Origin of the sequence: Phytobacter sp. SCO41 (assembly GCF_003073275.1) — a bacterium.
Lineage (GTDB): Bacteria > Pseudomonadota > Gammaproteobacteria > Enterobacterales > Enterobacteriaceae > Phytobacter > Phytobacter diazotrophicus.
In genome coordinates, this window is the sequence record NZ_CP027225.1 from 2250473 (window position 1) to 2276859 (window position 26387).

The window sequence follows — 26387 nt, forward strand, 5'->3', positions numbered from 1 at the left end:
CCGTATGGACAATTTTCTCGCAATGACGCTGTCAGGTGAAATGCCCCGCAGGACGGTGGGGGAGGCTGGCGCGATCCACTGGTTATGGCATGAGCAGGGCGTTCTGGAGTTAGTGCCCCCAAAGCCAGTAAAGCGCTCTCTGGTGCTTTCCTGCGCGATTCACGGCAATGAAACCGCGCCAGTGGAGATGCTGGATGGTCTGTTAAAACAGCTCCTGAACGGGACGCTGGCCTTAAGCTGGCGCTTGCTGATCATTATCGGTAACCCGCAGGCGCTGGGACAGAATAAACGTTTTCTGCGCAGCGACCTTAACCGCATGTTTGGCGCGCGCTGGCAAGGTTTTCCGGCCAGTGATGAGACGATTCGCGCCGCACAACTGGAACGGGCCGTCACCCATTTTTACGCCGAAGATGATGAAGATCGCTGGCATCTTGACCTGCACACGGCGATCCGTGGTTCTCATCATGTACGTTTTGGTGTACTGCCTGCGCGTGCAGAACCCTGGGATGAAATTTTTCTCAAATGGCTGGGCGATGCCGGGCTGGAAGCGTTAGTCTTCCATCAGTCCCCGGCGGGAACCTTTACTCACTACACCTGCGAACAGTTTCAGGCCCATTCCTGTACGCTGGAGCTTGGTAAAGCGCTACCTTTTGGTGAAAATGATTTGAGCCAGTTCGAACGTACCCGCTGGGCGCTGGCAGCGTTGCTTGCTGGCGACGTGGTGCCCGAAGCGGAAAACGCACCGATACGCTATCGTGTGGTGCAGCAGTTAACACGGCGCAGTGAAGAGTTCGTGCTTTATATGTCGGACGATACGCTCAATTTTACCCCGTTTGCGGCGGGAACGTTGCTGGCAGAAGATCGCGGCGAGCGTTACGTTGTCCAGCGCGATCAGGAATATGTGCTCTTTCCTAATCCAAAGGTCGCGGTGGGGCTACGGGCGGGATTGATGCTGGAGCGCATCAGTTAGGAAAGTCGCTATCAAGAAAAACGCGCCCGGACATCACGTCGGGCGCGTTTTTTATTGCGAAGTGCTTTGCAATGATCCGTCAGGCGTTAGCCACCTGCGGAATATAGTCATCAGATTGCAGGAAGTGGTTAATCAGGTAGACCATGGTCTCTCCTGACAGGCCACGCATGCACTCATAGGTTTTGTCTTTTGGACACCATTCAGCAAAGGACACCCCGGTAGTTTCTTTGGGGTTTGTGCTCACCAGCCTGCCGCAGGGACCGTAAGCCGGACAGGCAACATCAATACCTAATGCATTCCAACCCTGAGCGCCATTCCTGAACGGTAAACGGTTTTTCGCCTCAATTTGCGAGTAAATAGAAATGATGCCGATCGAAGTCATGCCTGCAAGGGCAACCGGACCGGAATCACAGGCGATCAATAGCGCGCAATGGCGCATAAAATAGATCGTTTCCATAATTGAAAACGCATTGACTGCGGAAATAGCGTGCGGGTTGGTAATGGTCATCAGAGCACGTTTGTGGCTATTTAGAAAAAATTGATTATTTGACTAATTTTGTGGGGGGGTGTCTTTAATACTTAATTTAATAATAAGTTACCTGATCATGTAGTATTACCATTGATGGTAGTGCCGGTTTATTATCATCGTAACGAGAATTATTGACTACTCTATACTCATGCATTCGATGACCAAAGAAGACACCCATAGTTGGTATGTCGTGCCGCGAAATAGTCATATAACAACCCATACTAAAAAGTCGCTTTTAATTCTTTTTGCGAAAGTCGGAATGGAAGTGTTTAGCTTTTGCGATAGCGTGCATATCGCGTATTGCCCGACACCAGCAGACGCTTAAGAATCGGTGCCGGCCTCATCATCTTTTTGAGATAAGGCTTTTTGGTCTCAGCCGAAGCCGGGAAGTGGTCAACGGATCCGCGTCGCGGATCCGTTGACTATAGATGGTGATATATCAGTCATGGCTTACCAGTTTGCATATTTTTTCAATGCATATGCAGATTATTCCTGTTGCATTGGCTTGTTATTATTCATCAGCACTATATAATCTCCACTATTACCTGTAAAACTCCCTGCTGTTATATTTGGTTTGCCACTCTCCTCCGTTTATCCATATTCTCTCCACAATTGCTGTAAAAATGTTTTTTACACTTTCATTGTTTTACTGATGCTCTGATTTATTGACGAATAAAACGCTAAAGTGAATATCGTCGATACGGCACACGCCGCAAGAAAACATGAATAGTAAGGAATAATATTATGCGTAAACTCACCGCTCTGTTTGTTGCCTCTACCCTGGCTCTTGGCGCTGCTAACCTGGCGCATGCTGCCGATACCACGACCGCACCGGCTGATGGCGGCCCGGCAATGCACCATAAAGGCCCACGCGGACCTCATCATGACATGATGTTCAAAGGTTTGAACCTGACGGATGCGCAGAAACAGCAGATCCGCGACATCAGGAAAGGCGAGTATGAGCAGATGCTGCAAGAACGCCGCGATATGCACAACATTATTGCCAGTGACACCTTCGATAAAGCGAAAGCAGAAGCGCAAATCGCGAAGATGGATGAGCAGCGTAAAGCGCACATGCTGGCACATCTGGAAACCCAGAACAAAATCTACAATGTTCTGACGCCGGAACAGAAAAAACAGTTTAATGCCAATTTTGAGAAGCGTCTGACAGAACGTCCGGCGCCAGAAGGTAAAATGCCTCAACCTGCTGAATAATTGATTCAGCAACCCTCATCAAGACCGCCGGTCTTGCTCATAGCACGTGTTTACGTTGTGGGCAGGACTGGCGGTTTTTTCTTTTTCGCCCCCTTGTCTGCCGCCTGTATCACGGTATCCTCAACCTGCTCGTTTTGAGAAAAAATTTCCGTGTATCATTACGTTAATTTTTTACATGCTGACCACAGCATCGCTAAGGCATCCTGCTTTGCTGCCGATAATCTTTTAATGGCAGGATGGATGATAATGACACGCTGCCTTTAGAAGCAGCGGCGCGGCGCTTCCATGCTGCGCCATTCAGGAGTGATGATGGAATTCTTTGATATCCGCAAAATGCCGGTAAATCTCTGGCGTAATGGTGCAGGGGAAACCCGAGAAATTTGTTGTTTTCCGGAGGCGACGCGAGATTTCAGTTGGCGGGCAAGTATCGCATCGCTGGCCAGTAACGGTGAGTTTCCGCAATTTCCCGGCGTCGATCGTGTCATCACCCTTATTGAAGGCGGTGAAGTTACCTTAGATGCCGGCCATGAATTCTGTCACACGTTGAAAAAATTCCAGCCTTTTACGTTTCCCGGAGAACAGCCGGTGAAAGTCCAGCTTCATGAAGGGCAGATGTCGATGGATTTCAATATTATGACTCGCCGCGATCACTGTCGTGCAAAAGTGCGTATTGCGGACCGGACTTTTACCACATTTGGTACCCGTGGGGGCGTGATCTTCGTACTGAGTGGGGCATGGCAACTTGGCGATAAGTTGCTTACCGCCGATCAGGGGGCCTATTGGAGCGAAGGTCGCCAGACGCTTCGCTTGTTAAAATCAGAAGGTCAGTTACTTTTTAGCGAAATTACCTGGCTTCCCGGTCACTGAGGGAACTCACTAATCAAATATTCCCCGGACAGTAATGGTTTGCAGAGTATTTTATAACCATCGTGATCAAACCCGGCGGGCGTGCGGAGTAACTCTGCCGCCTCATCCAGATGGTTTACTGCGCCAAGCCACAGCCAGTTGTGGATGATATGGTATTGCGTCATCTGTTCACCCACTTCCTGTAAGCTAATTGGCCCGTTCCAGGGCCAGCACACCAGACGCATACGCTCCATTGCGGCCAGAAAACGGCCATCATGTTCGGCCACGGTTTCTTTACCGCAACACGCGCCTGCGCACCGGCGCAACGCCGAACGAAAACAGCCGCGACCGCGGGTTAATGACTCCAGGCCAAGCAGGCCATAGCAGAGCTTTTCGTCATCGGCGATGGACTGCAAGGTTTGCAGGGCGGCGCGGCGGTTGGCGAACAGGCCGTACAGGCCGACCTCTGAGGAAAAATCCACTTCACGGGCGTAGACTACCTGTGGTTTATCGCCGTTGACTGATAATGAACAAAGCTGTCGATTGCGGCGCAGACGTTTATTAAAAAGCGGTTGTTGCTCTTTAATCAGGCGAGCTTCAAGCAGCAGGGCTCCAAGCTCACCTGCGGTACATATCCAGGTGATGCGTCGGGACTGGCGGAGCATCGCCGCTTCGTCGGGGGTACGCAAATGGGAAAGCACCCGGCTACGGATATTCACGCTTTTACCGATGTACAGGGGCATCGCGTCGCTTTCGCCATGAAAAAAATAGACGCCTGGCTGCTTTGGTAGTGCTTCCAGCCATGGACGTAAATGCTCGGGATATTCATAAATAGCCGCCGCTTCAAATTCAAGACGCGGGGCGGATTGACGCCTGTTCACTGCGGACTCCTGGTACTGTTTAGATATCCAGTGTAGCAGGCTGCGGCAGGTGAAAAAAGAGGCGGCTTGCGCCGCCCCTGAGATTTATTGCTTTTTCCAGAAATCGTCGAAAACGGTGATCGGCGGGCGACGTTTATGTTCCGTCTTCACATACCAGCCTTCGATGATCTGCGCTGTACCGGCGTCGAGCGTTTTGCCTTCCAGGTAATCATCAATGTTTTCGTAGGTAACGCCGAGTGCCGCTTCATCCGGCAGAGAAGGGCGATCGTCTTCCAGGTCTGCGGTAGGGGCTTTCTTATACAGATGTTCCGGGCAACCCAGGGATGCCAGCAGTTGTTTACCCTGACGTTTGTTGAGACGGAAAATCGGGTTGATATCTGTACCGCCATCACCGTATTTGGTGAAGAAGCCGGTGACCGCTTCTGCCGCATGGTCAGTACCTACGACGACACCTTTCGTCATCCCGGCGATACTGTACTGGGCTTTCATACGCTCACGGGCTTTTTCGTTGCCGCGAATAAAATCGCTCAGCTCAATACCTGCCTCGCGCAGCGCCTGTTCGCTGGCCAGCACCGCACCTTTGATGTTTACCGTCAGCACGCGATCCGGCTTGATAAACTCAATAGCATCCTGGCAATCCTGCTCGTCAGCCTGTACGCCGTAAGGCAAACGTACGGCGATAAACTGGTAACTGGCGTCGCCGGTTTCCTGACGCAATTCGGAGATGGCGGTCTGGCAAAGCTTACCGGCCAGCGTTGAGTCCTGACCACCGCTGATCCCCAGCACCAGTGAGCGTAAAAAAGGATAGGTTTTCAGATAGGATTTGAGAAAATCTACGCTACGGCGAACTTCTTCTTCGGCGTTGATGGTCGGCTTGACGCCCAGTGCCTGAATAATTTCTTGTTGCAGAGTCATTTAACCCCTCCGTCATGTGGCCTGCTATGCAGGTAGCAAATAGGTGATGCAGCCAAATTAACCCTTTGACGGTAAAACGACAAGGATCACGAATTTGAGTGTCGCATATTACGCCGTTTTAGCAGGTTATCGTCGTTTTATTAGATTTTTCCGAAAGTTATGCCAGTCACGCCGTATAGTTGAAAAATGCAATTTTATATTCCAGGCTTAGATAACACGCTGATACACAAGCGGATAAACAAGAGGATGGAATATGAACAAGAACATCGCAGGAATTCTGGGTGCAGCGGCGGTACTGACTATGCTGGCAGGGTGTACGGCTTACGATCGCGCTAAAGATCAGGTGAGCCAGCCGGTAGTGAAAGATGTCAAAAAAGGGATGACGCGCCAGCAGGTTATGCAGGTTGCCGGTCGTCCTTCTTCCGAAGTGACCATGATCCACGCGCGTGGCACTTGCCAGACCTATATCCTGGGTCAACGTAATGGTAAAACTGAAACCTATTTCGTCGCGCTGGATGAGACGGGTCACGTGATGAACTCAGGCTACCAGACCTGTGCCGAATATGACACCGATCCGCAAGCGCCTAAGCAGTAACCTTTGATTCTCTTTGCCTGAGCAGATCTAAAACCGGCCCCTGGGCCGGTTTTTTTACGTCAGGATCTTTTTTAACGAAGCGAATTATTTGGCCGTAATGTGAAGGGAGTCATGATGCCAGGTCAATGAGAGACAATTGTGGTTTGTAGCGAATTATCCCCTCGCAGCGCGCCAACGTATACTCATTACAACATCAAAAAACAGATAACACGGCGTCTCGCCACACGGCTTAATCATTGCATTCTTCGATGATAAATGCCGCTCAAGGGAGGTTTTTATGGATAAGAAAATCATCTATTTGTTCTGCTCAGCGGGCATGTCTACCTCGTTGCTGGTGTCGAAAATGCGCGCGCAGGCAGAAAAGTATAATGTGCCGGTTATTATCGATGCTTTTCCGGAAACGCTGGCGGCAGAGAAAGGCCCGCAGGCGGATGTCGTCTTATTAGGTCCGCAAATTGCGTATATGTTGCCTGAAATTCAGCGCATTCTGCCCGATAAGCCAGTAGAAGTTATTGATTCTTTGCTTTATGGCAAAATCGATGGTTTAGCCGTTCTTAAAAGTGCCATTGCTGCCATTAAAAAAGCAGCGCTTTAAATTTTTATTTTTCCCGTCAAAGAGTAATTTCACACATTCATGCCGCAATTAACGTTGCGGCACTTAAGGGCTTATTTGTATGAATAAAGCGATCAATTCTCTGGAAAAGGTGCTGCTGCCGTTCGCGGTAAAAATAGGCAAGCAACCGCATGTCAATGCGATTAAAAATGGCTTTATTAAATTAATGCCATTAACGCTCGCCGGGGCCATGTTTGTCTTAATTAATAATGTCTTTCTTAGTTTTGGCGAAGGATCTTTTTTCTACTCTCTTGGCATTCGACTGGATGCGTCAACAATTGATTCCCTGAATGGCCTTAAAGCCATCGGCGGTAATGTCTATAACGGTACATTGGGCATTATGTCGCTGATGGCGCCTTTTTTTATTGGCATGGCGCTGGCGGAGGAACGCAAAGTTGATCCCCTTGCTGCCGGGTTGCTGGCCGTGGCGGCGTTTATGACGGTGACCCCTTATAGCGTTGGGGAGGCGTATGCGGTAGATGCCAACTGGCTCGGCGGCTCGAACATTATCTCCGGTATGTTAATTGGGCTGGTGGTCGCGGAAATGTTCGCCTTTGTTGTCCGGCGTAACTGGGTGATTAAGTTACCTGACAGCGTTCCTGCGTCGGTCTCTCGCTCCTTTTCGGCGCTGATTCCGGGCTTTGTGATCCTCTCTGTCATGGGGATTATCGCATGGGGACTGGCCGGTGCCGGAACGACCTTTCACCAGATCATTATGGACTCCATCTCTAAGCCACTGGCGGCAATGGGCGGGGTGGTTGGTTGGGCGTATGTCATCTTTACCTCGCTGCTGTGGTTCTTTGGTGTCCATGGTTCACTGGCCCTGGCCGCACTGGATAGCGGCATCATGACGCCGTGGGCGCTGGAAAACGTGGCGCTGTATACCGAATATGGTTCAGTCGATGCGGCGCTGGCCGCGGGGAAAACCTTCCATGCCTGGGCGAAACCGGTTCTTGACTCCTATATCTTCCTGGGCGGCACCGGGGCGACGCTGGGGTTAATTATCGCCATCTTTATTGCGTCCCGCCGCGCCGATCACCGCCAGGTGGCGAAGCTGGCATTGCCTTCCGGGATCTTCCAGATTAACGAACCCATGATGTTTGGCCTGCCGATTATCATGAACCCGGTGATGTTTATTCCGTTCATTCTGGTTCAGCCGTTACTGGCAGCCATCACCATGGCGGCTTATTACATGGGAATCATCCCGCCTGTCACCAATATCGCACCCTGGACCATGCCCACCGGGCTTGGGGCTTTCTTTAACACCAACGGCAGTATAGCTGCCCTGTTGCTGGCGCTGTTCAACCTCGGTGTGGCGACACTGCTCTATCTGCCGTTCGTCGTGATATCGAACAAAGCACAGAACACTATCGAAGCCGAAGAGAGCGAGGAAGATATCGCCCAGGCGTTGAAATTTTAAGGAACTTCGCCGCGGCCTGTGTACTGCCGCGGCTACAGACGAGGAGTCATCATGTTGGATTTAGATAACCTGCCGGAAACAGACACCGACGCGGACGCCCTGGAAGAGGTCGTCATGGGGCTTATCATCAACGCGGGTCAGGCGCGAAGCCTGGCGTACAGCGCATTAAAACAAGCCAAGCAGGGGGATTTTGAGACGGCAAAAACGCTGATGGCGCAATCCCATGCCGCCCTGCATGAGGCACATCGCGTACAGACTCAGCTCATTGAAAGTGATGAAGGGCAGGGTAAGATAAAGGTAAGCCTGGTGCTGGTTCACGCGCAGGATCACCTGATGACAGCCATGCTGGCGCGTGAGCTTATTGCCGAGCTGATTGAACTGCACGAGAAAATGTGACGATAAAGGAGAAGCCCGCAGATGCAGCCAGAGATAAATGCGACGGACGCGAGAATAGTCAGAGAGCAGCAGCTTTTTAATGGCCGGTCTTTTCACGTGTTTATCTACAATAAAGTTGAGAGCATCAGTGGGCTGCATCAGCATGATTACTATGAATTTACGCTCGTCCTGACCGGGCGTTACTATCAGGTGATCAACGGGAAACGGGTGTTGCTGGAGCGAGGTGACTTTGTGTTTATACCCGTCGGTTCAACCCACCAGAGTTTTTATGAGTTTGGCGCAACGCGGATCCTTAATGTGGGGATCAGCCGGCAATTTTTTGATACGCATTATCTTTCGCTGGTGCCGTTTTGTTTCGTTGCCTCGCAGAGTTACCGCATCAAGGCAACCTTTCTGGCGTACATTGAATCGGTCATAGCATCGCTCAATTTTCGTGATAGTGAACTCGATGAGTTTATTGAGAATGTCACTTTCCATGTTATCAATCGCTTGCGCCATTACCGCGAGCAGCAGGAGGAAGATTGCATTCCGCAATGGTTAAAAATGACCGTAGAGGGTATGCATGACAAACACCGTTTTGCTGAAAACGCGCTGGAAAATATGGTCGCCTTGTCGGGGAAATCTCAGGAATATTTAACCAGGGCGACACAGCGTTATTATCATAAAACACCGCTGCAAATCATTAATGAAATTCGGATTAATTTTGCCCGCAAGCAGCTCGAAATTTCGAATTTCTCAATCAATGATATTGCATGGGAGGCAGGGTACAGCAGCCCCAGCTTATTTATTAAAACATTTAAACGACTGACCTCATTTACACCGGGTAGTTACCGTAAACAACTGACGAATATTTCCTGATTTGCGGGGTTCGTCCCCGCTAACAAACATCACCATTCTATAATTATCGCACTGCGGTAATGACACGGCTTGCCTTAACATCAGGCCTGAGGGAGAAAATATGACGACGAAACTGAAAATTGTCACTATCGGTGGCGGCAGCAGTTATACCCCGGAATTACTGGAAGGATTTATTCTTCGCTACCATGAATTACCCGTCAGCGAATTATGGCTGGTAGATGTGGAGGAGGGGAAACATAAGCTGGATATCATTTATGATCTTTGTTGCCGCATGGTGGACAAAGCGGGGGTGCCATTAAAAATATTTAAAACCCTTGATCGACGAGAAGCGCTGCGCGATGCGGATTTCGTTACCACACAATTCCGTATCGGCCAGCTCAAAGCACGGGAACTCGACGAGCGCATTCCGTTAAGCCATGGTTATCTTGGTCAGGAAACCAATGGTGCCGGTGGTTTGTTTAAAGGGCTACGCACTATCCCGGTGATTTTCGATATTCTTCGTGATGTGGAAGCGTTGTGCCCGCAGGCATGGGTGATCAATTTCACTAACCCGGCTGGCATGGTCACAGAAGCGGTTTATCGGCATACCAACTTCCGTCGCTTTATTGGCGTATGCAATGTCCCCATCGGCATGAAAATGTTCGTCCGTGATGTTCTGCAACTCGCCGCGACTGACACGCTATCGATCGATTTATTTGGTCTGAACCACCTGGTCTTTATCAAAGATGTGCTGGTGAATGGCGAGTCGCGCTTTGCCGAATTAATGGACGGGGTCGCTTCCGGGCGTCTGGCGAAATCTTCGGTGAAGAATATTTTTGATTTACCCTTCTCGGAAGGCTTACTGCGTTCGCTCAACCTGCTGCCATGTTCCTACCTGCAATACTATTTCAAATCCAAAGAGATGCTGGGTATCGAAATGGGGGAATATTACAAAGGGGGGACGCGTGCGCAGGTGGTTCAGGAGGTCGAAAAAAATCTCTTTGAGATGTACAAAGATCCGACACTCAATGTGAAACCGAAGGCGCTGGAGATGCGCGGCGGGGCCTATTATTCAGATGCCGCTTGTGAAGTGATCAATGCGATTTTTAATGATAAGCAGACGGAGCATTACGTGAATGTGCCGCACCGGGGCTGTGTAGAAAATATCCCTGCGCAATGGGCGGTAGAAATGACCTGTCTTCTGGGGCGCGAGGGGGCGACGCCGCATCCGCGAATCACACACTTTGATGACAAGGTTCTTGGGCTGATTTACACCATTAAGGGCTTTGAGATTGCTGCCAGCAACGCGGCACTGAGCGGTGAACTGAATGACATTTTGCTGGCGCTCAACCTGAATCCGTTGATCCATTCTGATAAAGACGCGGAAAAACTGGCCCGCGATATGCTGCTGGCCAATCAGCAGTGGTTACCGCGTTTTGCTACGGCAATAGCATCCTTCAAACAGTGAGGGGTTATGCAAAGACTGTTAATCGTCAATGCGGATGACTTTGGCTTAAGCCGTGGGCAGAACTACGGCATCGTCGACGCCTGCCGTAACGGCGTCGTAACGTCCACGACTGCGCTGGTGAACGGTGCCGCTATCGAACATGCGGTTGCGCTGTGCGAGCAGGTTCCGGAACTGGCGGTGGGGCTGCATTTCACCCTGACGCTGGGAAAACCCGTGGGAAATACGCCATCACTGACGCGAGAGGGGAAACTGGGAAAATGGATCTGGGATCTGGCTGCACAAGGTTCCCTGCCGCTCCAGGAGATTGCCGATGAGCTGGCCTGCCAGTATGCGCGTTTTATCGCGCTGTTTGGCAAGCAGCCGTCACACATCGACAGTCATCATCATGTGCATATGATTGGCGCCATTTTCCCGCTGGTTGCGGCGTTTGCCCGGCAGAAAGGCATTCCGCTGCGTGTCGATCGCGATGAGGCCCGGCGCCAGGGAATTGATGCAAACGGGGTATGCAGCACGAGCGGTTTTTCCAGCGCCTTTTATGGCGATGAGATCACGGTATCGCTGTTTACCGCCATTCTGGATGCCGCCGCGCTGCGTGGCGACAGCTCACTGGAGATCATGAGCCATCCGGCGTTTGTGGATAATCAGCTTATGGCAAGTCAGTACTGTTACCCACGTTTAAAAGAGCTGGAAGTGCTGACGCAGCCTTCATTGAAGCGGGTCATTGCCGAACGTGCCTTCAGACCGGGCACTTTTCGTGATCTGTAAGTCACGCACCGCGGAACAGGCCGCGGTGCGCGTTTATCAGGCAGGAATGCTGGCGATTTTACTCATGCGTGACCAAATACGGTGCGCGCGCAATAACCCCAGAAAATCATCCAGGGTGCTGCCTGAGGCATCCTCGGCCTGGATCACACCTTCTTCCCCCTGCGCGCCAACCTGTAAAGCGGCGCTGAACTGACGGGCATCGCCCAGCAGCGTAATGGGTTTTAGATGTTTGTAGGCTTCCAGCAGGTAGTAAAGCGCATCGCCATTATTCAGTAACTGGCTGAGATCACCGCCAGGCACAATGACGCCATCAACCGTCAGTGACGGCGCGCCCGCAAAAGTCCCCGCGACAGGTAAGACGGAGCCATCATCGGTCACAACGCTGCCCATTCGGGAATAGAGCAGTTTCGCGTGCACCCCTTGCGCCTTAAGCGCTTGCAGGATGGTGAGCACATCGTCGGCGCGCGTTTTATCATTCAGCAACACGGCGACGACGCGCCCTTTGATGGCGCCATCCGGGATGGCATACAGACTGAGCGAAGGATCTTTTTTCAGGCCGTTCACCTCCTTCGGTGGCGCGATGTTACGTTGTTCTTCACTCAGCGTAATGCCGAGGTTCCCGGCGACGGCATTTGCCAGATGGACGTCAATATGCGCCAGTTGGTCAACCACCCGTTCACGAATGTACTCGCGCACAACTTTACTCAGCTCGAAGCTGAAAGCATCAATAATATGCTGCTGCTCAAATGGCGTCTGGCTGAGCCAGAACAGGCGTGGATGCGCATAATATTCGGCAAATGAGGGGCTACGTTCGCGAATTTTGCCGCCTTCGACCCGCTCCTGGTACGACTCAAACCCACCCCGTTTGGGGCCCGGCGGCGTCTCACGCGGCCAGTTGTCATTAATCGAGTTGGGTTCATAGTTTGCCGGGTTGGTATCAATATCCATTCGATGCATGCCGTCGCGCTGCAAATTATGGTACGGGCAGGTGGGGCGGTTTATGGGGATCTCATGAAAGTTTGGCCCGCCAAGACGGCTAATCTGCGTATCCGTATAGGAGAACAGACGCCCCTGCAGCAGGGGATCGTTAGAGAAATCGAGCCCGGGGACAATATGACCGGGGTGGAACGCGGCCTGCTCGTTTTCGGCAAAGAAATTATCCGGATTGCGGTTGAGCACCATTTTGCCCACTCGCTTCACTGGTACCAGCTCTTCCGGGATCAGTTTCGTCGGGTCGAGGAGATCAAAATCAAATTTAAATTCGTCTTCTTCGGGAATGAGCTGTAATCCAAGCTCATATTCCGGGTAATCACCCGCTTCAATCGCTTCCCACAGATCGCGACGATGAAAATCGGGGTCACGACCGGTCAATTTCTGCGACTCATCCCAGACCAGTGAAGCTTTGCCTGCCACGGGTTTCCAGTGAAAACGCACAAACGTGGCTCTGCCTTCGGCATTGATCATGCGAAAGGTATGAATACCAAAGCCTTCCATGGTGCGATAGCTGCGTGGGATCCCGCGATCAGACATTGCCCAGATGACATTATGCAGTGTCTCCGGTTGCAGCGAGACATAATCCCAGAAGGTGTCATGGGCGCTCTGCCCCTGGGGAATTGCCCAGTGAGGCTCGGGTTTGACCGCATGAACGAAATCCGGGAATTTATGCGCGTCCTGAATAAAAAATACGGGCGTGTTGTTACCCACCAAATCGAAGATACCCTCTTCGGTGTAAAACTTGGTGGCAAATCCACGGATATCCCGCACGGTATCGGCGGAGCCTGCTCCTCCCTGAACCGTTGAAAAACGCACAAATACCGGCGTGATTTTCTCCGGGTCGGAGAGAAAATCTGCTTTGGTGATGGCCGATAAACTTTCGTAAGGCTGGAAATAGCCATGGGCGGCAGAACCGCGTGCGTGGACGATGCGTTCAGGAATGCGCTCATGGTCAAAATGGGTGATCTTTTCGCGCAGTATAAAGTCTTCCAGCAGCGTCGGTCCCCGCGTGCCTGCCCGCAGTGAATTTTGATCGTCTGCGATGCGTACGCCCTGGTTTGTCGTCAGTGGAAAATTTTCGCTGCCCTTACGAAAGGCTTCCAGCGCGGTGAGTTTCTCATTGGCCGTGTTGGGGGCCTTTAAACTGCCTGGGGCCGTGGGTTGCTCGCCGGGCGCGGAGAGATGTGGGGAAGGGCGATGGGAACCGTCTGCCGGCGCCAGAGAATCCAGACCGGGCTTTGACTCACTGGCATCATGCACCGGTGATTGATGATTTGTAGGGTTTTGTTCTTGATCCGACATTGAACACGTCTCCTGTTTTCATTGCTGAAAAATGGTCGTTGCTTTGGCAAAACCCTTCTAACTATAGAACAACTCAGGACAGTGCTCAGGCGTAACGGCTATGGGCGCACTGAGAGAGCGGCAAAAATACGCAGAAAGTCAGCCCGGAGGCGACGCGCGGGGTGACGATCGGCTATGATAGGACTTTCGTGTTAGTGGAAATCGTTTTAGTGAACTCTTCGCTTATGAAACCTTTGCGCCATCAAAACCGTCGTGTTATCAGCTATGTACCCCGTATCGAACCTGCACCGCCTGAACATGCTTTGAAGGTTGATGGGTTTCGTGACGTCTGGTTATTGCGCGGGAAATATGTGGCCTTCGTGTTACAGGGCGAGCGTTTTACGCGTTCACCTGTTTTTAGCGTGCCTGAAGCCGCTCAGCGCTGGGCAACTCAGATTCGTCAGGAAGGCGAAATTGACGAATAAAAAAACCGCCTGCAATGACTTGTCAGGCGGTTTTCGTTTCGAATGACGTCGAAATTAGCGATGTGCCAGTTCGGCGTCCTCTTCGCTGTTCAGAATGGTTTTGTCAGTCTGCTTAAGCCACTGGCTGGTCAACGTACCTGCGGTCATTGAGCCGCTGACATTAAGCGCCGTACGCCCCATGTCGATCAGCGGTTCCACCGAAATCAGCAGTGCAACCAGCGTGACGGGTAAACCCATAGCAGGCAGTACAATCAGTGCGGCGAAGGTCGCACCACCACCGACACCCGCAACACCTGCGGAGCTGACTGTCACAATACCGACCAGGGTGGCAATCCACATCGGATCCAACGGATTAATACCTACTGTCGGAGCAACCATTACCGCCAGCATTGCCGGGTAGAGACCCGCACAGCCGTTCTGACCGATGGTCGCACCGAACGAGGCGGAGAAGCTGGCGATAGACTCAGGTACGCCCAGACGACGGGTCTGCGCTTCCACATTCAGCGGAATAGACGCGGCGCTGGAACGGCTGGTAAACGCGAAGGTCAGTACCGGCCATACTTTGCGGAAGTATTTCAGCGGGCTGATGCCATTCACACCCAGCAGCAGGCCATGCACCACAAACATGATGCCAAGACCAATGTATGAGGCGATAACAAAGCTGCCGAGCTTAATAATGTCCTGGATGTTCGAGCCGGCCACCACTTTGGTCATCAACGCCAGAACGCCATACGGCGTCAATTGCATCACCAGACGCACCAGCTTCATCACCCAGCTTTGCAGCGTATCAATGGCGATGAGCACGCGTTCGCCTTTCGGCGCATCGTCTTTGAGCAGTTTCAGGGCGGCGACACCCAGAAAAGCAGCGAAAATCACAACGCTGATAATGGAGGTTGGGCTTGCACCCGTCAGATCGGCAAACGGATTCTTCGGTACAAACGACAGCAGCAGTTGCGGTACGCTCAGATCGGCCACTTTGCCTACATAGTTGGTTTGAATGGCCGTTAAACGGGCCGTTTCGGCGGTCCCCTGAACCAGACCTTCGGCGGTCAGACCGAAGAGGTTGGTCATCATGACGCCAACCAGCGCTGAAATCATCGTCGTAAACAGCAGAGTGCCGATAGTTAAAAAGCTAATTTTTCCCAGCGAAGACGCGTTGTGCAGGCGTGCAACGGCGCTCAGAATAGAAGCAAAAACCAGCGGCATAACAATCATCTGCAGCAGTTGCACGTAGCCATTACCGACCACGTTGAACCACTGGATAGAATTCTTCAGTACCGGGTTATCCGAACCGTAGATAGCCTGCAACGCAAGGCCAAACACCACGCCCAGCCCCAAACCGGCCAGTACTTTTTTTGCCAGACTCCACTGCTTGTGACGCGTTTGCGCCAGCAACAGCAGCAGTGCGACAAACACCACAACGTTTGCGATTAAAGGAAAGTTCATCCCCGTTCTCCTGATCTCATTATAAGGCTGGCATCCAAAGGTCAGCCAATGGCGGAAGGTTAGCAGAAGAGGTCCGCAAGCCTTATATCCAAATGGAATGAATTATGCCGTAAGAGCGGAAAGTGGCGATTTAATGGTCGGTCTGGTGATGAATAAAGCGATTGAACTGGTTTTGCAGCACATTAATCATCTGCGACGACCAGCGCACTGCACTGTTATCGGGCAATGTTTGCGGCATCCACAGCGCCCAGGTGAACAGCGCCATGCATAACACACGCTCCAGTTGGTTACCGCGTTGCGGCGAGAGCAAGGGCAAACGGAATCGCCAGCGGCAGGGCCAGAGAAGAGGGACGCCTGCCGGGGTGATCATATCGGCAAGGATATGGCTCAAATAACCCAGAACCAACCCCTGCAGTGCGTCTGCCGGGATAATCCAGCTATCGGGCACTTTGAGATAGAACAGCGTTAAGCCAATAAAAACGGCCAACAGGCTATGGGTAAAACCCCGGTGACCGAACATGCGGGCCACGGGTTTTGAGATCCATTTTAACCGCTGCCCAAGAAACGACTTCGGGTGGTCGATATCGGGCAGAAGACAGGTCAGAATAGCTGACGGAACAATATGCCACCAATCCCCGTGTGCCAGCACGGGCGTCAACTCGGCATTTTTGGCAAACACCGCGCAGGCAATGGAAAAAAGCAGGTGTCCTTCCGCCGTCATGATAAAACTCGCTAAACTGTCGATGCATACAGTATAGGGTTTTTATACAGTAGGCGGAAGAGGTGACGGTGTAACTCTTTGTCACAAGAATGACATTTAACGCGCCAGCCAGCCACCGTCCACGGCGAGAGTAAAGCCATTAATATAGTCAGAAGCCGTAGAGGCCAGAAAGACCGCAGGGCCTTTGAGATCATCCGGTTTTCCCCAGCGGCCTGCCGGAATGCGATCGACAATCTCCTGGTTACGTTCTGCATCTTCCCGTAACGCCTGGGTGTTGTTGGTCGCCATGTAACCAGGGGCAATGGCATTAACATTAATATTGTGTGATGCCCATTCATTGGCGAGCAGACGGGTCAGCCCCAGAACACCGCTTTTAGACGCGGTATATGACGGTACGCGGATGCCCCCCTGAAACGAGAGCATAGAAGCAATATTGATGATTTTTCCGCCGTCGCCCTGGGCAATAAACTGACGAGCGACAGCCTGAGACAAAAAGAAAACCGTCTTGACGTTAAGGTTCATCACATCGTCCCAGTCTTTCTCGCTAAATTCCAGCGCATCGCAGCGACGAATCGTCCCGGCGTTATTGAGCAAAATATCAATGCGCCCCATCTGTGAAACGGTCTGGCTGACGATGTCATTAATGCTGTCTTGCTTGCTGAGATCAGCCTGAATTGCGAGGAATTTGCGGCCCAGCGCGGTGACTCGCTCGGCGGTCTCCTGTGGTTTTTTACGGCCAACGCCGACGATATGGCATCCTGCTTCGGCAAGCCCCAGCGCCATCCCTTGCCCCAGGCCGGTATCGCAGCCGGTAACGATGGCGACTTTGTTTGCAAGTGAAAAGGCATCAAGAATCATAGTTCCCCCAGGTCCTGGTTATTGTCATCGCGCCTGAGATGAGGATAGGGGCAGATACGGAGAATTACAAATAAAATGAAACGATGTTTTAAAATAAAAACCAGAGACAGTGTTACCTATCTCTGGTGTCAGGAGTTAGCCGCACAAATGCGTCAGGGTGAGCTCTTCAAGGCTGGCTAACTTCACATCGGCTAACGCATAGCGCGGATCGGCACGGTTCTCTTCGGCAGGCACCACAATGGAGCGCATCCGGGCGGCTTTACTGGCGATCATGCCATTGACAGAATCTTCCAGCGCCACACAGGTAAGCGGGTCAACGCCAAGCTTTGCGGCACAGTCCAGATAAACCTGCGGATGCGGTTTGCTGTAGGGCAGTTTTTCGGCGGACGCCAGCGCATCGAAATTAGCGCGCAGGCCGAACAGAGAGAGCGTTTTTTCCAGCATATGCAGCGGCGATGCCGAGGCCAGACCCACTTTAAGACCACTGGCTTTGCACAGAGCAATCGCTTCACGCGCGCCAGGCAGCAACGGGCGCGTTTCTTCCACCAGGGCGATGGCGCGACTGATGATGCGTTGGGTGACCTCTTCGCAGTCCGGGCCGGTCCACGGCTGGCGGGCGAACCACAGGCCAACAACCATATCAATGCGCAGGCCGAGGGTATCCGGTAGCTCATCGCGGCGGGTAATATCAACCCCCAGGCTTGCCATGACATCCAGTTCAGCACGATCCCAGAGTGGCTCTGAGTCCATAATTAATCCATCCATATCGAAAATGGCAGCGAGTATTTGTCGCGGGGCAGACATTCACACCTCTCTTTCTTACGTTAGAACACAGGGAGAAACACTTTTTCTGGTCAGGAGGTCATCATACCGTCTTTAAAGATCGGGCGAAAATGAATATGAGAGGGTAGACTTAGGCGGAAAACGGAACGTCTCACAAGGGGAATCCATGACGTATCAACAAGCTGGACGCATTGCCATACTAAAACGCGTCCTGGGGTGGGTTATCTTTATCCCATCGGTGATTTCGACAATTATTTCAGTACTTAAGTTTATGTACGACCACAGTGAAAAACAGCCGGGCATCAATGCCGTTATGCTGGATTTCGCCCATGTGATGATTGAGATGATGCGGTTTAACACGCCATTCCTCAATTTTTTCTGGTACAACTCACCCACGCCGGATTTCCATCACCAGCTTAATATCGGTTTCTGGATTATTTTTGCGCTGATCTTTGTGGGGCTGGCGCTGCAGGCTTCCGGGGCAAGGATGAGCCGTCAGACGCGGTTTCTACGTGAAAACCTTGAAGATCAACTGATTCTGGAAAAGGCAAAAGGGGCCGAAGGGCTGTCACGCGAACAAATAGCAGCGCGTATCGTGGTACCGAATCACTCCATTTTCCGACAGATTTTCCCGCTCTATGTCCTGCCTGTTATCTGTATCGTCGCAGGTTACTTCTTTTTCTCTCTGCTCAACTTCCTTTGAACTAAGGCCACCTCTGGGTGGCCTTATCGTTCCGTCATGCGGCAAGTACCCGCTCCAGCGCTTTTTGCGCCGTTACCAGATGCTGCCCACCGAACAGAATCGCCCGGTTAAAGAGTGTATAAAGCTGGTATACGGGCTGACGGTCAAGGAAATCGCCCGGTAAGGGACTCACGGACTGGTAGCCATCATAAATTTGCGGCGGTTGGTCCGGGTGTAACGGGAGCATTGCCAGGTCACACTCTCTGTCTCCCCAGTAACATGCCGGGTCGTAAATAAATGGACCATCCGGACCAAGCGCACAGTTTGCTGACCACAGATCGCCATGAAGCAGAGACGCCTGAGGTTGGTGCGAAGCAAGACGCTGCTGAACATGTTCGACAATGGCATCGATATTGCCAAACTCCAGCCCTTTTTCTGCCGCCAGCTCCAGTTGCCAGCCGATACGTTGCTCGGCAAAAAAGGTTGACCAGCGACGTTGCCAGGCATTGGGCTGCGGTGTTGTCGACAGGTCATTATCAAAATCAAGACCGAACTGCGGTTGGTCGCTCCACTCATGCAGCCGTGCCAGTTGCTGGCCGAGTAAAAAAGCGCTGTGGGCATCGAGAGGGCGGGCAGGGAGATACTCCATCACCAGGAAGCTGTAGTCGCGGTCGCTGCCGACCGCCAGGACTTTGGGTACGCGCACCGTATTGCTACGGGAGAGCAGTTCTAGCTGGTCAGCCTCTGCGGTGAAGATGGGCAGTAATTCCCGTTCATCGCATTTTACAAACAAATCCTGACCACCATAACGCAGGTGCCATGCAGCATGGATTTCTCCACCTGGCAACTCGTCACGCTGTTCGATCTCACCAACGCCTAGTTGTTCGCTTAACAGACGACTTATTGCTTGCCACATGATATGTCTCCCATGTTATCAGCCAGATCATAAGGTTAGCGCACTACTGCTATGAAAAAATACGAACCAACGCACACCTGCGCATCCTGGGACGGACAATGGCACTTATTGTGTCTGTTTTTGCCATGCTTCCCAGGTTGTCACGCTAATGTCGGGCTTTGCGCTGACGACGCTATCTGCAAGGCCACTGGCCAGCTCTGTCACCTCTTGTTCGTTCAACGGGCTGATAAGGCCAAAGGTATTTGTCCCGAGGTCATGCACTTTGCCTTCTTCATCCGTGAGCGTGAGCAGGAATCCGGCGCGCGTAAACTGATTATTCAGCTCGTTGATTTCCGCCAGGCTCTGCTCGTGAAATTTCACCGTAACCACGTAGCGGGTAATACCGTCGCTGCTCATAATTCACCTCGTTGTTATCCTGAATTTTTTTAGCATAGTCGGCGAAGGGGATTTGTCGACTGCCGCCAGAGGAGGGAAGGCCCTCGCGGTAAGGCGAGGGCGTATTTTCAGAGATTGCGCAGGTAATCGTAGATTTTTTGTGTGTCGGCGCGGGAACACAATTTCGTACCCTGATTAATGGTCGCAGCACTCCCGGCGGCAACACCGAATTTCACCATCTCTTCAAGCGACGCGCCTTCGGCAAGTTTCAGCGTCATCGCGCCGACCATGCTGTCGCCGGCACCCACGGTACTCTGGCTTTTCATCGGCGGCGGCACAACCTGGACACACTGGCTTTCATCAACGGCGAGCGCGCCCTGTGGGCCGAGAGAAACCACGACCCGTCGCGCTTTGCCCTGACGAACAATCTCTTTTGCCGCATTCTGAACGTCATCCGGCTGCGTTAATTCCCGGCCTACCAGCGCGCTGAGCTCTTTCTGATTCGGTTTGACCAGTTCTATATTACCGATTTCGAGCGCCGCGGAGAGAGCATCACCCGAACTGTCGATGATGCAGCGGATCCCTTGTTGTTGCGCGGCCTTAACCAGTTGCGTCAGCTTCGTCACATCAATACCCGGCGGCAGGCTGCCGCTAATCACAAGGATCGCGCCACTCTCAATGGCGAGTACTTTCTCTTCCAGTCGGCGGAATTCATCAGCGGTTAGCGTGGCGCCTGGCATCACAAAACGGTATTGCTCGCCACTGGCCTCAACATGCACATGCAGATTTTGCCGGGTCCAGTCATGCGTTTCGACACATTGCGTGGGAACATTTTCATCGGCAAGCAGCGCCGTTAAATGCTCGCCTGTCGCACCACCTGCCGGGAAAATTGCCGTGGCTTTCCCCCCCAGATGGGCGATGGCGCGTGCGACATTAATGCCGCCGCCGCCGGGTTCAAAGACGGGGGCGCTACAGCGGAGTTTCCCTTCCGGGTAAATCTGCGGCGTGAGAGTCGCGCTATCGAGGGAAGGGGCCAGCGTTAGGGTATAAACCGATACCATAATGATCTCCTTTTACGGTGAATGTATTAATCCTGGCATCTGATTCTCAGAAGGCAATGTAAATAAATCGATGATTTAGAATATGAATTTTCGATAAGTCGCCGTAAAGCTTTTATACATTTAATGTCTATTTGAGATCTGTCTTATTCAAAAAATGAAATAAGAATTCATTGCTATGTTAAACGGGCCTTTTTATAATTTGTTACCTTTCAATGGACCGTCGGTCGTTGATCCACCTGAAAGTTTCCGGGACCGTTATGGTCTCTTTTTTTGTTGTTCGGACTCCTAATAAATGAAGCTTTTTAAGACAGTACCCGTGCTGATTGTTCTCGCGGGAGGCGTGCTTGCGTCGTTGAATGCTGCCGCAGATGACACCGTTTTTACTGTTATGGATGACCCCTCCACCGCGAAGAAACCGTTTGAAGGTAGCGTTAACGGTGGTTACCTGGCCCAGTCTGGCAATACCACAAGTTCTTCTCTGACTGCTGACTCCACCCTGACCTGGTATGGCACATCTACCGCATGGTCTTTATGGGGAACCGCGAGCAACACCTCATCAAATGATGAGCGTTCCTCAGAGAAATATTCCGTAGGTGGACGTAGCCGTTACAACATGACGGATTACGATTATCTGTTTGGCCAGGCAAGCTGGCTGACTGACCGATACAACGGCTATCGTGAACGTGATGTTCTGACCGCTGGTTATGGTCGTCAGTTCCTCAATGGTCCGGTGCACAGCTTCCGCTTTGAATTTGGTCCCGGTGTTCGTTACGACGAATACACTGACGGGGACACCAAAACGCAAGGCCTGGGCTATGCCTCTGGTACCTATACCTGGCAGATGACCGACAACGCCAAATTCACACAGGGTGTATCTGTGTTTGGTTCAGATGACACGACACTGAACTCTGAGACTGCGTTAAATGTCGCTATTAATGACCACTTTGGTCTGAAAGTGGCATACAACGTGACCTGGAATTCTCAGCCGCCATCATCGGCGCCAGAGCATACCGATCGTCGAACCACAGTCTCCCTCGGCTACAAGATGTAACCGCACCGGGCCGGGTTCTCCGGCCCTTTATTTTCCCTCAGATACTGTTGTTTTTGCCAGCGCGATAGCATTGCTAATAGCAGCTTTTGCCTGCGGACTGTTTTTCCAGCACGTTGATCCGACGAGCGCCGCCCCCTGGGCGACGATATCGTCAACGGAAGCTTCACGGAGTTGATCGAGCGCGCTAAATCCCATTTGCTCCAGTCGTTCAATGACTTTCGGGCCGACACCTTTGCAGGCGAGCAGGGCAGTGCGCTCTTGTGCGGTAAATGACATCGACATTTCCTTATTGTGATTATCACCTTGCTGTGGTTATTCAGTATTATTAATGAGTAACAGAAGAACAACAAACCACGAAAAGTCGTGATCACCTCATGGGGGAGTGCATGGGCAGGACAAAAGATGCCGAGTTATATGAAGAAATGTGCCGGGTCGTTGGGAAAGTGGTGCTTGAGATGCGAGACCTTGGCCAGGAGCCAAAACATGTGGTGATTGCCGGGATGGTGCGCACGATGCTGGCGAATCAACGTGTGCTGCGTACGGAATTGACTAAACAGGCGATGGCGGAAGTAATCCGCGCGCTGGGTTTTGAGGCTTCCTGAGATTCTATTTTTGTGAGCCAGCGGTAGGACACAGGAAATAGTCAAGGGAACCAATATCAAACAAGAGGTACATTCCCCCTTTTTTTAGTGTTACCATCCTCTGACGCAATGAAAAGTGTGAGCCATGATGGCCTTCATTGACGTAACAGATTACGCGCCAATTTAGCGATTGTTGGTTAGATGGCGGCGTAATTTATTTCGACTAAACAAATATTTACTTCGTATGTGATCTTTCGTGTGGGTCACCACTGCGAATTAAGGATATGAAATGCCTGTAATTACTCTTCCTGATGGCAGTCAACGCCATTTCGATCGTGCTGTGAGTCCAATGGATGTGGCTCTGGACATTGGTCCGGGTCTTGCGAAAGCGACCATTGCGGGTCGTGTGAACGGTGAGCTGGTTGATGCGTCCGATCTGATTGAAAATGACGCAACGCTCTCTATCATCACCGCCAAAGACGAAGACGGTCTGGAAATCATCCGCCACTCCTGTGCGCACCTGTTAGGTCACGCTATCAAGCAACTGTGGCCGAACACCAAAATGGCGATTGGCCCGGTTATCGATAACGGCTTCTATTACGACGTTGATCTTGACCATACCCTGACCCAGGAAGATATCGACGCGCTCGAAAAACGTATGCATGAGCTCGCCGAAACCAACTATGACGTCATTAAGAAAAAAGTGAGCTGGCACGAAGCGCGTGAAACCTTCGTGAAGCGTGGCGAGAGCTACAAAGTCTCCATTCTTGATGAAAACATTGCCCATGATGACAAGCCTGGCCTGTACCATCATGAAGAATATGTCGATATGTGCCGTGGTCCGCACGTGCCGAACATGCGTTTCTGTCATCATTTCAAATTGATGAAAATCGCCGGCGCTTACTGGCGTGGCGACAGCAACAACAAGATGTTGCAGCGTATTTACGGTACTGCGTGGGCAGATAAAAAAGCGCTCAACGCCTACCTGCAGCGTCTGGAAGAGGCCGCAAAACGCGATCACCGTAAAATCGGTAAACAACTCGACTTGTACCACATGCAGGAAGAAGCGCCTGGCATGGTGTTCTGGCACAATGACGGCTGGACTATCTTCCGTGAACTGGAAACCTTTGTACGTTCCAAACTGAAAGAGTATCAGTATCAGGAAGTAAAAGGCCCATTCATGATGGACCGTGTGCTGTGGGAAAAAACTGGCCACTGGGACAACTACAAAGATGCGATGTTCACTACCTCTTCCGAGAACCGTGAATATTGCATCAAGCCGATGAACTGCCCGGGCCACGTGCAGATCTTTAACCAGGGTCTGAAATCCTACCGCGATCTGCCGCTGCGTATGGCAGAGTTCGGTAGCTGCCATCGTAACGAGCCATCAGGCGCGCTGCATGGCCTGATGCGTGTTCGCGGCTTTACGCAGGATGACGCGCATATCTTCTGTACCGAAGAACAAGTGCGTGATGAAGTCAACGCCTGTATTCGACTGGTCTATGATATGTACAGCACCTTTGGCTTCGAGAAAATCGTCGTCAAACTGTCTACTCGCCCGGAAAAACGTATCGGTAGCGATGAGATGTGGGATCGTGCTGAGGCGGATCTGGCAGTTGCGCTGGAAGAAAACAACATCCCGTTTGAATATCAACTGGGTGAGGGCGCATTCTACGGTCCGAAAATTGAATTTACATTATATGACTGCCTCGATCGCGCATGGCAGTGCGGTACAGTCCAGCTGGACTTCTCGTTACCGGCTCGTTTAAGCGCCTCTTATGTTGGCGAAAACAACGAGCGTCAGGTTCCGGTGATGATTCACCGCGCAATTCTGGGGTCACTGGAGCGCTTTATCGGCATCCTGACCGAAGAATTTGCCGGTTTCTTCCCGACCTGGCTGGCCCCTGTTCAGGTTGTGGTGATGAATATCACTGATTCTCAAGCTGAATATGTCAACGAATTGACCCGTAAATTGCAAAATGCGGGCATTCGTGTAAAAGCGGACTTGAGAAACGAGAAGATTGGCTTTAAAATCCGCGAGCACACTTTACGTCGTGTCCCTTATATGTTGGTCTGTGGTGATAAAGAGGTGGAAGCAGGCAAAGTGGCCGTTCGCACCCGCCGCGGTAAAGACCTGGGCAGCCTGGACGTAAGTGAAGTGATTGAGAAGCTGCAACAAGAGATTCGCAGCCGCAGTCTTCAACAACTGGAGGAATAAGGTATTAAAGGCGGAAAACGAGTTCAAACGGCACGTCCGAATCGTATCAATGGCGAGATTCGCGCCCAGGAAGTTCGCTTAACTGGTCTGGAAGGTGAGCAGCTGGGTATTGTGAGTCTGAGAGAAGCTATCGAAAAGGCTGAAGAAGCTGGAGTAGATTTAGTTGAGATCAGCCCTAACGCCGAACCGCCAGTTTGTCGTATCATGGACTACGGCAAGTTCCTTTATGAAAAGAGTAAGTCTTCTAAGGAACAGAAGAAAAAGCAAAAAGTTATTCAGGTCAAGGAAATCAAATTCCGACCTGGCACCGATGATGGCGACTACCAGGTAAAACTCCGCAGCCTGGTTCGCTTTCTGGAAGATGGCGATAAGGCCAAGATCACACTGCGTTTCCGCGGTCGTGAGATGGCCCACCAACAGATCGGTATGGAAGTGCTTAACCGCGTCCGTGACGATCTGAGTGAACTGGCAGTAGTCGAATCCTTCCCTACGAAGATCGAAGGCCGCCAGATGATCATGGTGCTCGCTCCTAAGAAGAAACAGTAAGGCCTTCAAGTAGCAATTCCTGTGGCGCCTTTGGGCTTCACAGGTTTTGTTCGCCTGGGTTTCGTTTATTAACAATGCGAAGTGGAAGTTATTAAAATGCCAAAAATCAAGACCGTACGCGGTGCTGCTAAGCGCTTCAAAAAAACCGGTAAAGGTGGTTTTAAGCACAAGCACGCTAACCTGCGTCATATTCTGACCAAAAAAGCTACCAAGCGTAAACGTCACCTGCGTCCGAAAGCCATGGTTTCCAAAGGCGATCTGGGCCTGGTAATCGCGTGCCTGCCGTACGCATAAGTCGTTAACCTTTTTATTAACTTTTTTATGCCCCCTGTCCGTTTGCATGATAAATGCGACGGGAGAAGGGCACTCAGAATATAGATACAGGAGAGCAACATGGCTCGCGTAAAACGTGGTGTAATTGCACGCGCACGTCACAAGAAAATTTTGAAACAAGCTAAAGGCTACTACGGTGCGCGTTCACGCGTTTACCGCGTTGCCTTCCAGGCTGTTATCAAAGCAGGTCAGTACGCTTATCGTGACCGTCGTCAGAAAAAGCGTCAGTTCCGTCAACTGTGGATTGCGCGTATCAACGCAGCAGCACGTCAGAACGGTATTTCTTACAGCAAATTCATCAACGGCCTGAAAAAAGCCTCTGTTGAAATCGACCGTAAGATCCTGGCTGATATCGCAGTATTCGACAAAGTAGCGTTTACCGCTCTGGTCGAAAAAGCGAAAGCAGCTCTGGCTTAATAAGTCAGTGGAAGAGGGAGCGATGCTCCCTCTTTTCGTTTATACCCGTCATGTCTCGCATTGCATGCGCGTAGGCTGAGGTTTTCACCCGGTCACTTACTTAAGTAAGCTCCTGTGGTTTCACTCTCTCGCCGCTGTTTTGCAACGCGAATTATTTAGGGTATAACACCATCAGAAGATTGACTTTTTT

Annotated in this window: 30 protein-coding genes; 18 read left to right on the top strand and 12 right to left on the bottom strand. The window is 51.5% G+C overall.

The genetic code is table 11. The features are described 5' to 3' along the window. Positions 1-4 precede the first annotated feature (4 nt). Positions 5-970, top strand: a complete 966-nt coding sequence (astE, locus tag C5523_RS10945) for a succinylglutamate desuccinylase (protein ID WP_108701111.1) — start codon at positions 5-7, stop codon at positions 968-970. Positions 971-1049: 79 nt separating this feature from the next. Here the strand turns inward: astE and C5523_RS10950 are convergent, their stop codons facing one another. Continuing rightward, positions 1050-1478, bottom strand: a complete 429-nt coding sequence (locus C5523_RS10950) for a hypothetical protein (RefSeq protein ID WP_071195377.1) — start codon at positions 1476-1478, stop codon at positions 1050-1052. A 765-nt stretch (positions 1479-2243) separates the two neighbouring features. Here C5523_RS10950 and spy point away from each other — a divergent pair. Together spy and ves are read left to right on the top strand one after the other, a co-directional pair. Further along, positions 2244-2714 carry an ATP-independent periplasmic protein-refolding chaperone Spy gene (spy, locus tag C5523_RS10955; protein ID WP_041851629.1) on the top strand — a complete coding sequence of 157 codons (471 nt, stop codon included), beginning with the start codon at positions 2244-2246 and terminating at the stop codon, positions 2712-2714. A gap of 309 nt (positions 2715-3023) precedes the next feature. Next, the gene (gene ves / locus C5523_RS10960) at positions 3024-3581 is read left to right on the top strand and encodes an environmental stress-induced protein Ves (RefSeq protein ID WP_107222826.1); all 558 of its coding nucleotides are present in this window, start codon (positions 3024-3026) and stop codon (positions 3579-3581) included. On the opposite strand, the gene cho is transcribed toward ves, so the two are convergent. Continuing rightward, complete coding sequence (cho, locus tag C5523_RS10965) at positions 3575-4441, bottom strand: excinuclease Cho (protein ID WP_041851627.1); 867 nt, start codon at positions 4439-4441, stop codon at positions 3575-3577. The genes ves and cho overlap by 7 nt on opposite strands. Before the next feature lie 84 nt (positions 4442-4525). Beyond that, positions 4526-5356 (bottom strand): ammonia-dependent NAD(+) synthetase, encoded by an 831-nt coding sequence (gene nadE / locus C5523_RS10970; protein WP_041851626.1) that lies wholly within the window; start codon positions 5354-5356, stop codon positions 4526-4528. Positions 5357-5609: 253 nt separating this feature from the next. Between nadE and osmE the strand changes: the two genes are divergently transcribed. From osmE to chbG, 7 genes are all read left to right on the top strand, one after another. After that, the gene (osmE, locus tag C5523_RS10975; RefSeq protein ID WP_041851625.1) at positions 5610-5951 is read left to right on the top strand and encodes an osmotically-inducible lipoprotein OsmE; all 342 of its coding nucleotides are present in this window, start codon (positions 5610-5612) and stop codon (positions 5949-5951) included. A gap of 277 nt (positions 5952-6228) precedes the next feature. Further along, entirely contained in the window at positions 6229-6546 is a 318-nt protein-coding gene (locus C5523_RS10980) for a PTS sugar transporter subunit IIB (RefSeq protein WP_041851624.1), read from the top strand. A 79-nt stretch (positions 6547-6625) separates the two neighbouring features. Continuing rightward, a complete protein-coding gene (chbC, locus tag C5523_RS10985; protein ID WP_071195376.1) occupies positions 6626-7984 on the top strand; it encodes a PTS N,N'-diacetylchitobiose transporter subunit IIC in 1359 nt (452 codons plus the stop codon). Positions 7985-8035: 51 nt separating this feature from the next. After that, positions 8036-8380: a PTS N,N'-diacetylchitobiose transporter subunit IIA gene (gene chbA / locus C5523_RS10990; protein WP_079496491.1), complete on the top strand. Its 345-nt coding sequence runs from the start codon at positions 8036-8038 to the stop codon at positions 8378-8380. Between the two features lie 21 nt (positions 8381-8401). Next, a complete protein-coding gene (chbR, locus tag C5523_RS10995; RefSeq protein WP_041851621.1) occupies positions 8402-9238 on the top strand; it encodes a transcriptional regulator ChbR in 837 nt (278 codons plus the stop codon). Positions 9239-9338: 100 nt separating this feature from the next. After that, complete coding sequence (locus C5523_RS11000; RefSeq protein WP_079496492.1) at positions 9339-10685, top strand: 6-phospho-beta-glucosidase; 1347 nt, start codon at positions 9339-9341, stop codon at positions 10683-10685. Between the two features lie 6 nt (positions 10686-10691). Continuing rightward, complete coding sequence (gene chbG / locus C5523_RS11005) at positions 10692-11450, top strand: chitin disaccharide deacetylase (protein WP_108701112.1); 759 nt, start codon at positions 10692-10694, stop codon at positions 11448-11450. Between the two features lie 36 nt (positions 11451-11486). On the opposite strand, the gene katE is transcribed toward chbG, so the two are convergent. Further along, positions 11487-13745, bottom strand: a complete 2259-nt coding sequence (gene katE, locus C5523_RS11010; protein WP_108701113.1) for a catalase HPII — start codon at positions 13743-13745, stop codon at positions 11487-11489. A 224-nt stretch (positions 13746-13969) separates the two neighbouring features. Here katE and cedA point away from each other — a divergent pair, with 224 nt between their 5' ends. Beyond that, on the top strand, positions 13970-14209 hold the full coding sequence (gene cedA / locus C5523_RS11015) for a cell division activator CedA (protein WP_041851617.1): 240 nt from the start codon (positions 13970-13972) through the stop codon (positions 14207-14209). A gap of 54 nt (positions 14210-14263) precedes the next feature. On the opposite strand, the gene C5523_RS11020 is transcribed toward cedA, so the two are convergent. The 4 genes from C5523_RS11020 to hxpB all read right to left on the bottom strand — a co-directional run bounded on the left by C5523_RS11020 (position 14264) and on the right by hxpB (position 18038). Then, positions 14264-15655 carry an L-cystine transporter gene (locus C5523_RS11020; RefSeq protein WP_041851616.1) on the bottom strand — a complete coding sequence of 464 codons (1392 nt, stop codon included), beginning with the start codon at positions 15653-15655 and terminating at the stop codon, positions 14264-14266. Positions 15656-15785: 130 nt separating this feature from the next. Beyond that, positions 15786-16376 (bottom strand): metal-dependent hydrolase, encoded by a 591-nt coding sequence (locus C5523_RS11025; protein WP_041851615.1) that lies wholly within the window; start codon positions 16374-16376, stop codon positions 15786-15788. A gap of 96 nt (positions 16377-16472) precedes the next feature. Then, entirely contained in the window at positions 16473-17234 is a 762-nt protein-coding gene (gene kduD, locus C5523_RS11030; RefSeq protein WP_108701114.1) for a 2-dehydro-3-deoxy-D-gluconate 5-dehydrogenase KduD, read from the bottom strand. A gap of 135 nt (positions 17235-17369) precedes the next feature. Next, the gene (gene hxpB, locus C5523_RS11035; protein ID WP_108701115.1) at positions 17370-18038 is read right to left on the bottom strand and encodes a hexitol phosphatase HxpB; all 669 of its coding nucleotides are present in this window, start codon (positions 18036-18038) and stop codon (positions 17370-17372) included. Between the two features lie 145 nt (positions 18039-18183). Here hxpB and C5523_RS11040 point away from each other — a divergent pair, with 145 nt between their 5' ends. Continuing rightward, a complete protein-coding gene (locus C5523_RS11040) occupies positions 18184-18720 on the top strand; it encodes a YniB family protein (RefSeq protein ID WP_108701116.1) in 537 nt (178 codons plus the stop codon). A 34-nt stretch (positions 18721-18754) separates the two neighbouring features. Here C5523_RS11040 and C5523_RS11045 read toward each other — a convergent pair whose 3' ends face one another. The 3 genes from C5523_RS11045 to pfkB form a co-directional block, all read right to left on the bottom strand. Beyond that, complete coding sequence (locus C5523_RS11045; protein WP_041851611.1) at positions 18755-19615, bottom strand: fructosamine kinase family protein; 861 nt, start codon at positions 19613-19615, stop codon at positions 18755-18757. 105 nt (positions 19616-19720) lie between these two features. Then, positions 19721-20011 carry a type V toxin-antitoxin system endoribonuclease antitoxin GhoS gene (ghoS, locus tag C5523_RS11050; protein ID WP_041851610.1) on the bottom strand — a complete coding sequence of 97 codons (291 nt, stop codon included), beginning with the start codon at positions 20009-20011 and terminating at the stop codon, positions 19721-19723. 107 nt (positions 20012-20118) lie between these two features. Next, the gene (gene pfkB / locus C5523_RS11055) at positions 20119-21051 is read right to left on the bottom strand and encodes a 6-phosphofructokinase II (RefSeq protein WP_108701117.1); all 933 of its coding nucleotides are present in this window, start codon (positions 21049-21051) and stop codon (positions 20119-20121) included. A 292-nt stretch (positions 21052-21343) separates the two neighbouring features. Between pfkB and C5523_RS11060 the strand changes: the two genes are divergently transcribed. Continuing rightward, entirely contained in the window at positions 21344-22102 is a 759-nt protein-coding gene (locus C5523_RS11060; protein ID WP_041851608.1) for a YdiY family protein, read from the top strand. A gap of 27 nt (positions 22103-22129) precedes the next feature. Here C5523_RS11060 and C5523_RS11065 read toward each other — a convergent pair whose 3' ends face one another. Then, complete coding sequence (locus C5523_RS11065; protein WP_108701118.1) at positions 22130-22378, bottom strand: Pathogenicity locus; 249 nt, start codon at positions 22376-22378, stop codon at positions 22130-22132. Positions 22379-22488: 110 nt separating this feature from the next. On the opposite strand from C5523_RS11065, the gene fumD reads away from it, so the two are divergent. The 5 genes from fumD to rplT all read left to right on the top strand — a co-directional run bounded on the left by fumD (position 22489) and on the right by rplT (position 26197). Further along, a complete protein-coding gene (gene fumD, locus C5523_RS11070; RefSeq protein WP_108701119.1) occupies positions 22489-22704 on the top strand; it encodes a fumarate hydratase FumD in 216 nt (71 codons plus the stop codon). 268 nt (positions 22705-22972) lie between these two features. Beyond that, a complete protein-coding gene (thrS, locus tag C5523_RS11075) occupies positions 22973-24901 on the top strand; it encodes a threonine--tRNA ligase (RefSeq protein ID WP_041851605.1) in 1929 nt (642 codons plus the stop codon). 3 nt (positions 24902-24904) lie between these two features. Continuing rightward, entirely contained in the window at positions 24905-25447 is a 543-nt protein-coding gene (gene infC, locus C5523_RS11080) for a translation initiation factor IF-3 (RefSeq protein ID WP_071845866.1), read from the top strand. A 96-nt stretch (positions 25448-25543) separates the two neighbouring features. Further along, positions 25544-25741: a 50S ribosomal protein L35 gene (rpmI, locus tag C5523_RS11085; RefSeq protein ID WP_001124225.1), complete on the top strand. Its 198-nt coding sequence runs from the start codon at positions 25544-25546 to the stop codon at positions 25739-25741. Positions 25742-25840: 99 nt separating this feature from the next. After that, positions 25841-26197, top strand: a complete 357-nt coding sequence (gene rplT, locus C5523_RS11090; RefSeq protein ID WP_013366084.1) for a 50S ribosomal protein L20 — start codon at positions 25841-25843, stop codon at positions 26195-26197. Positions 26198-26387: the final 190 nt, after the last annotated feature.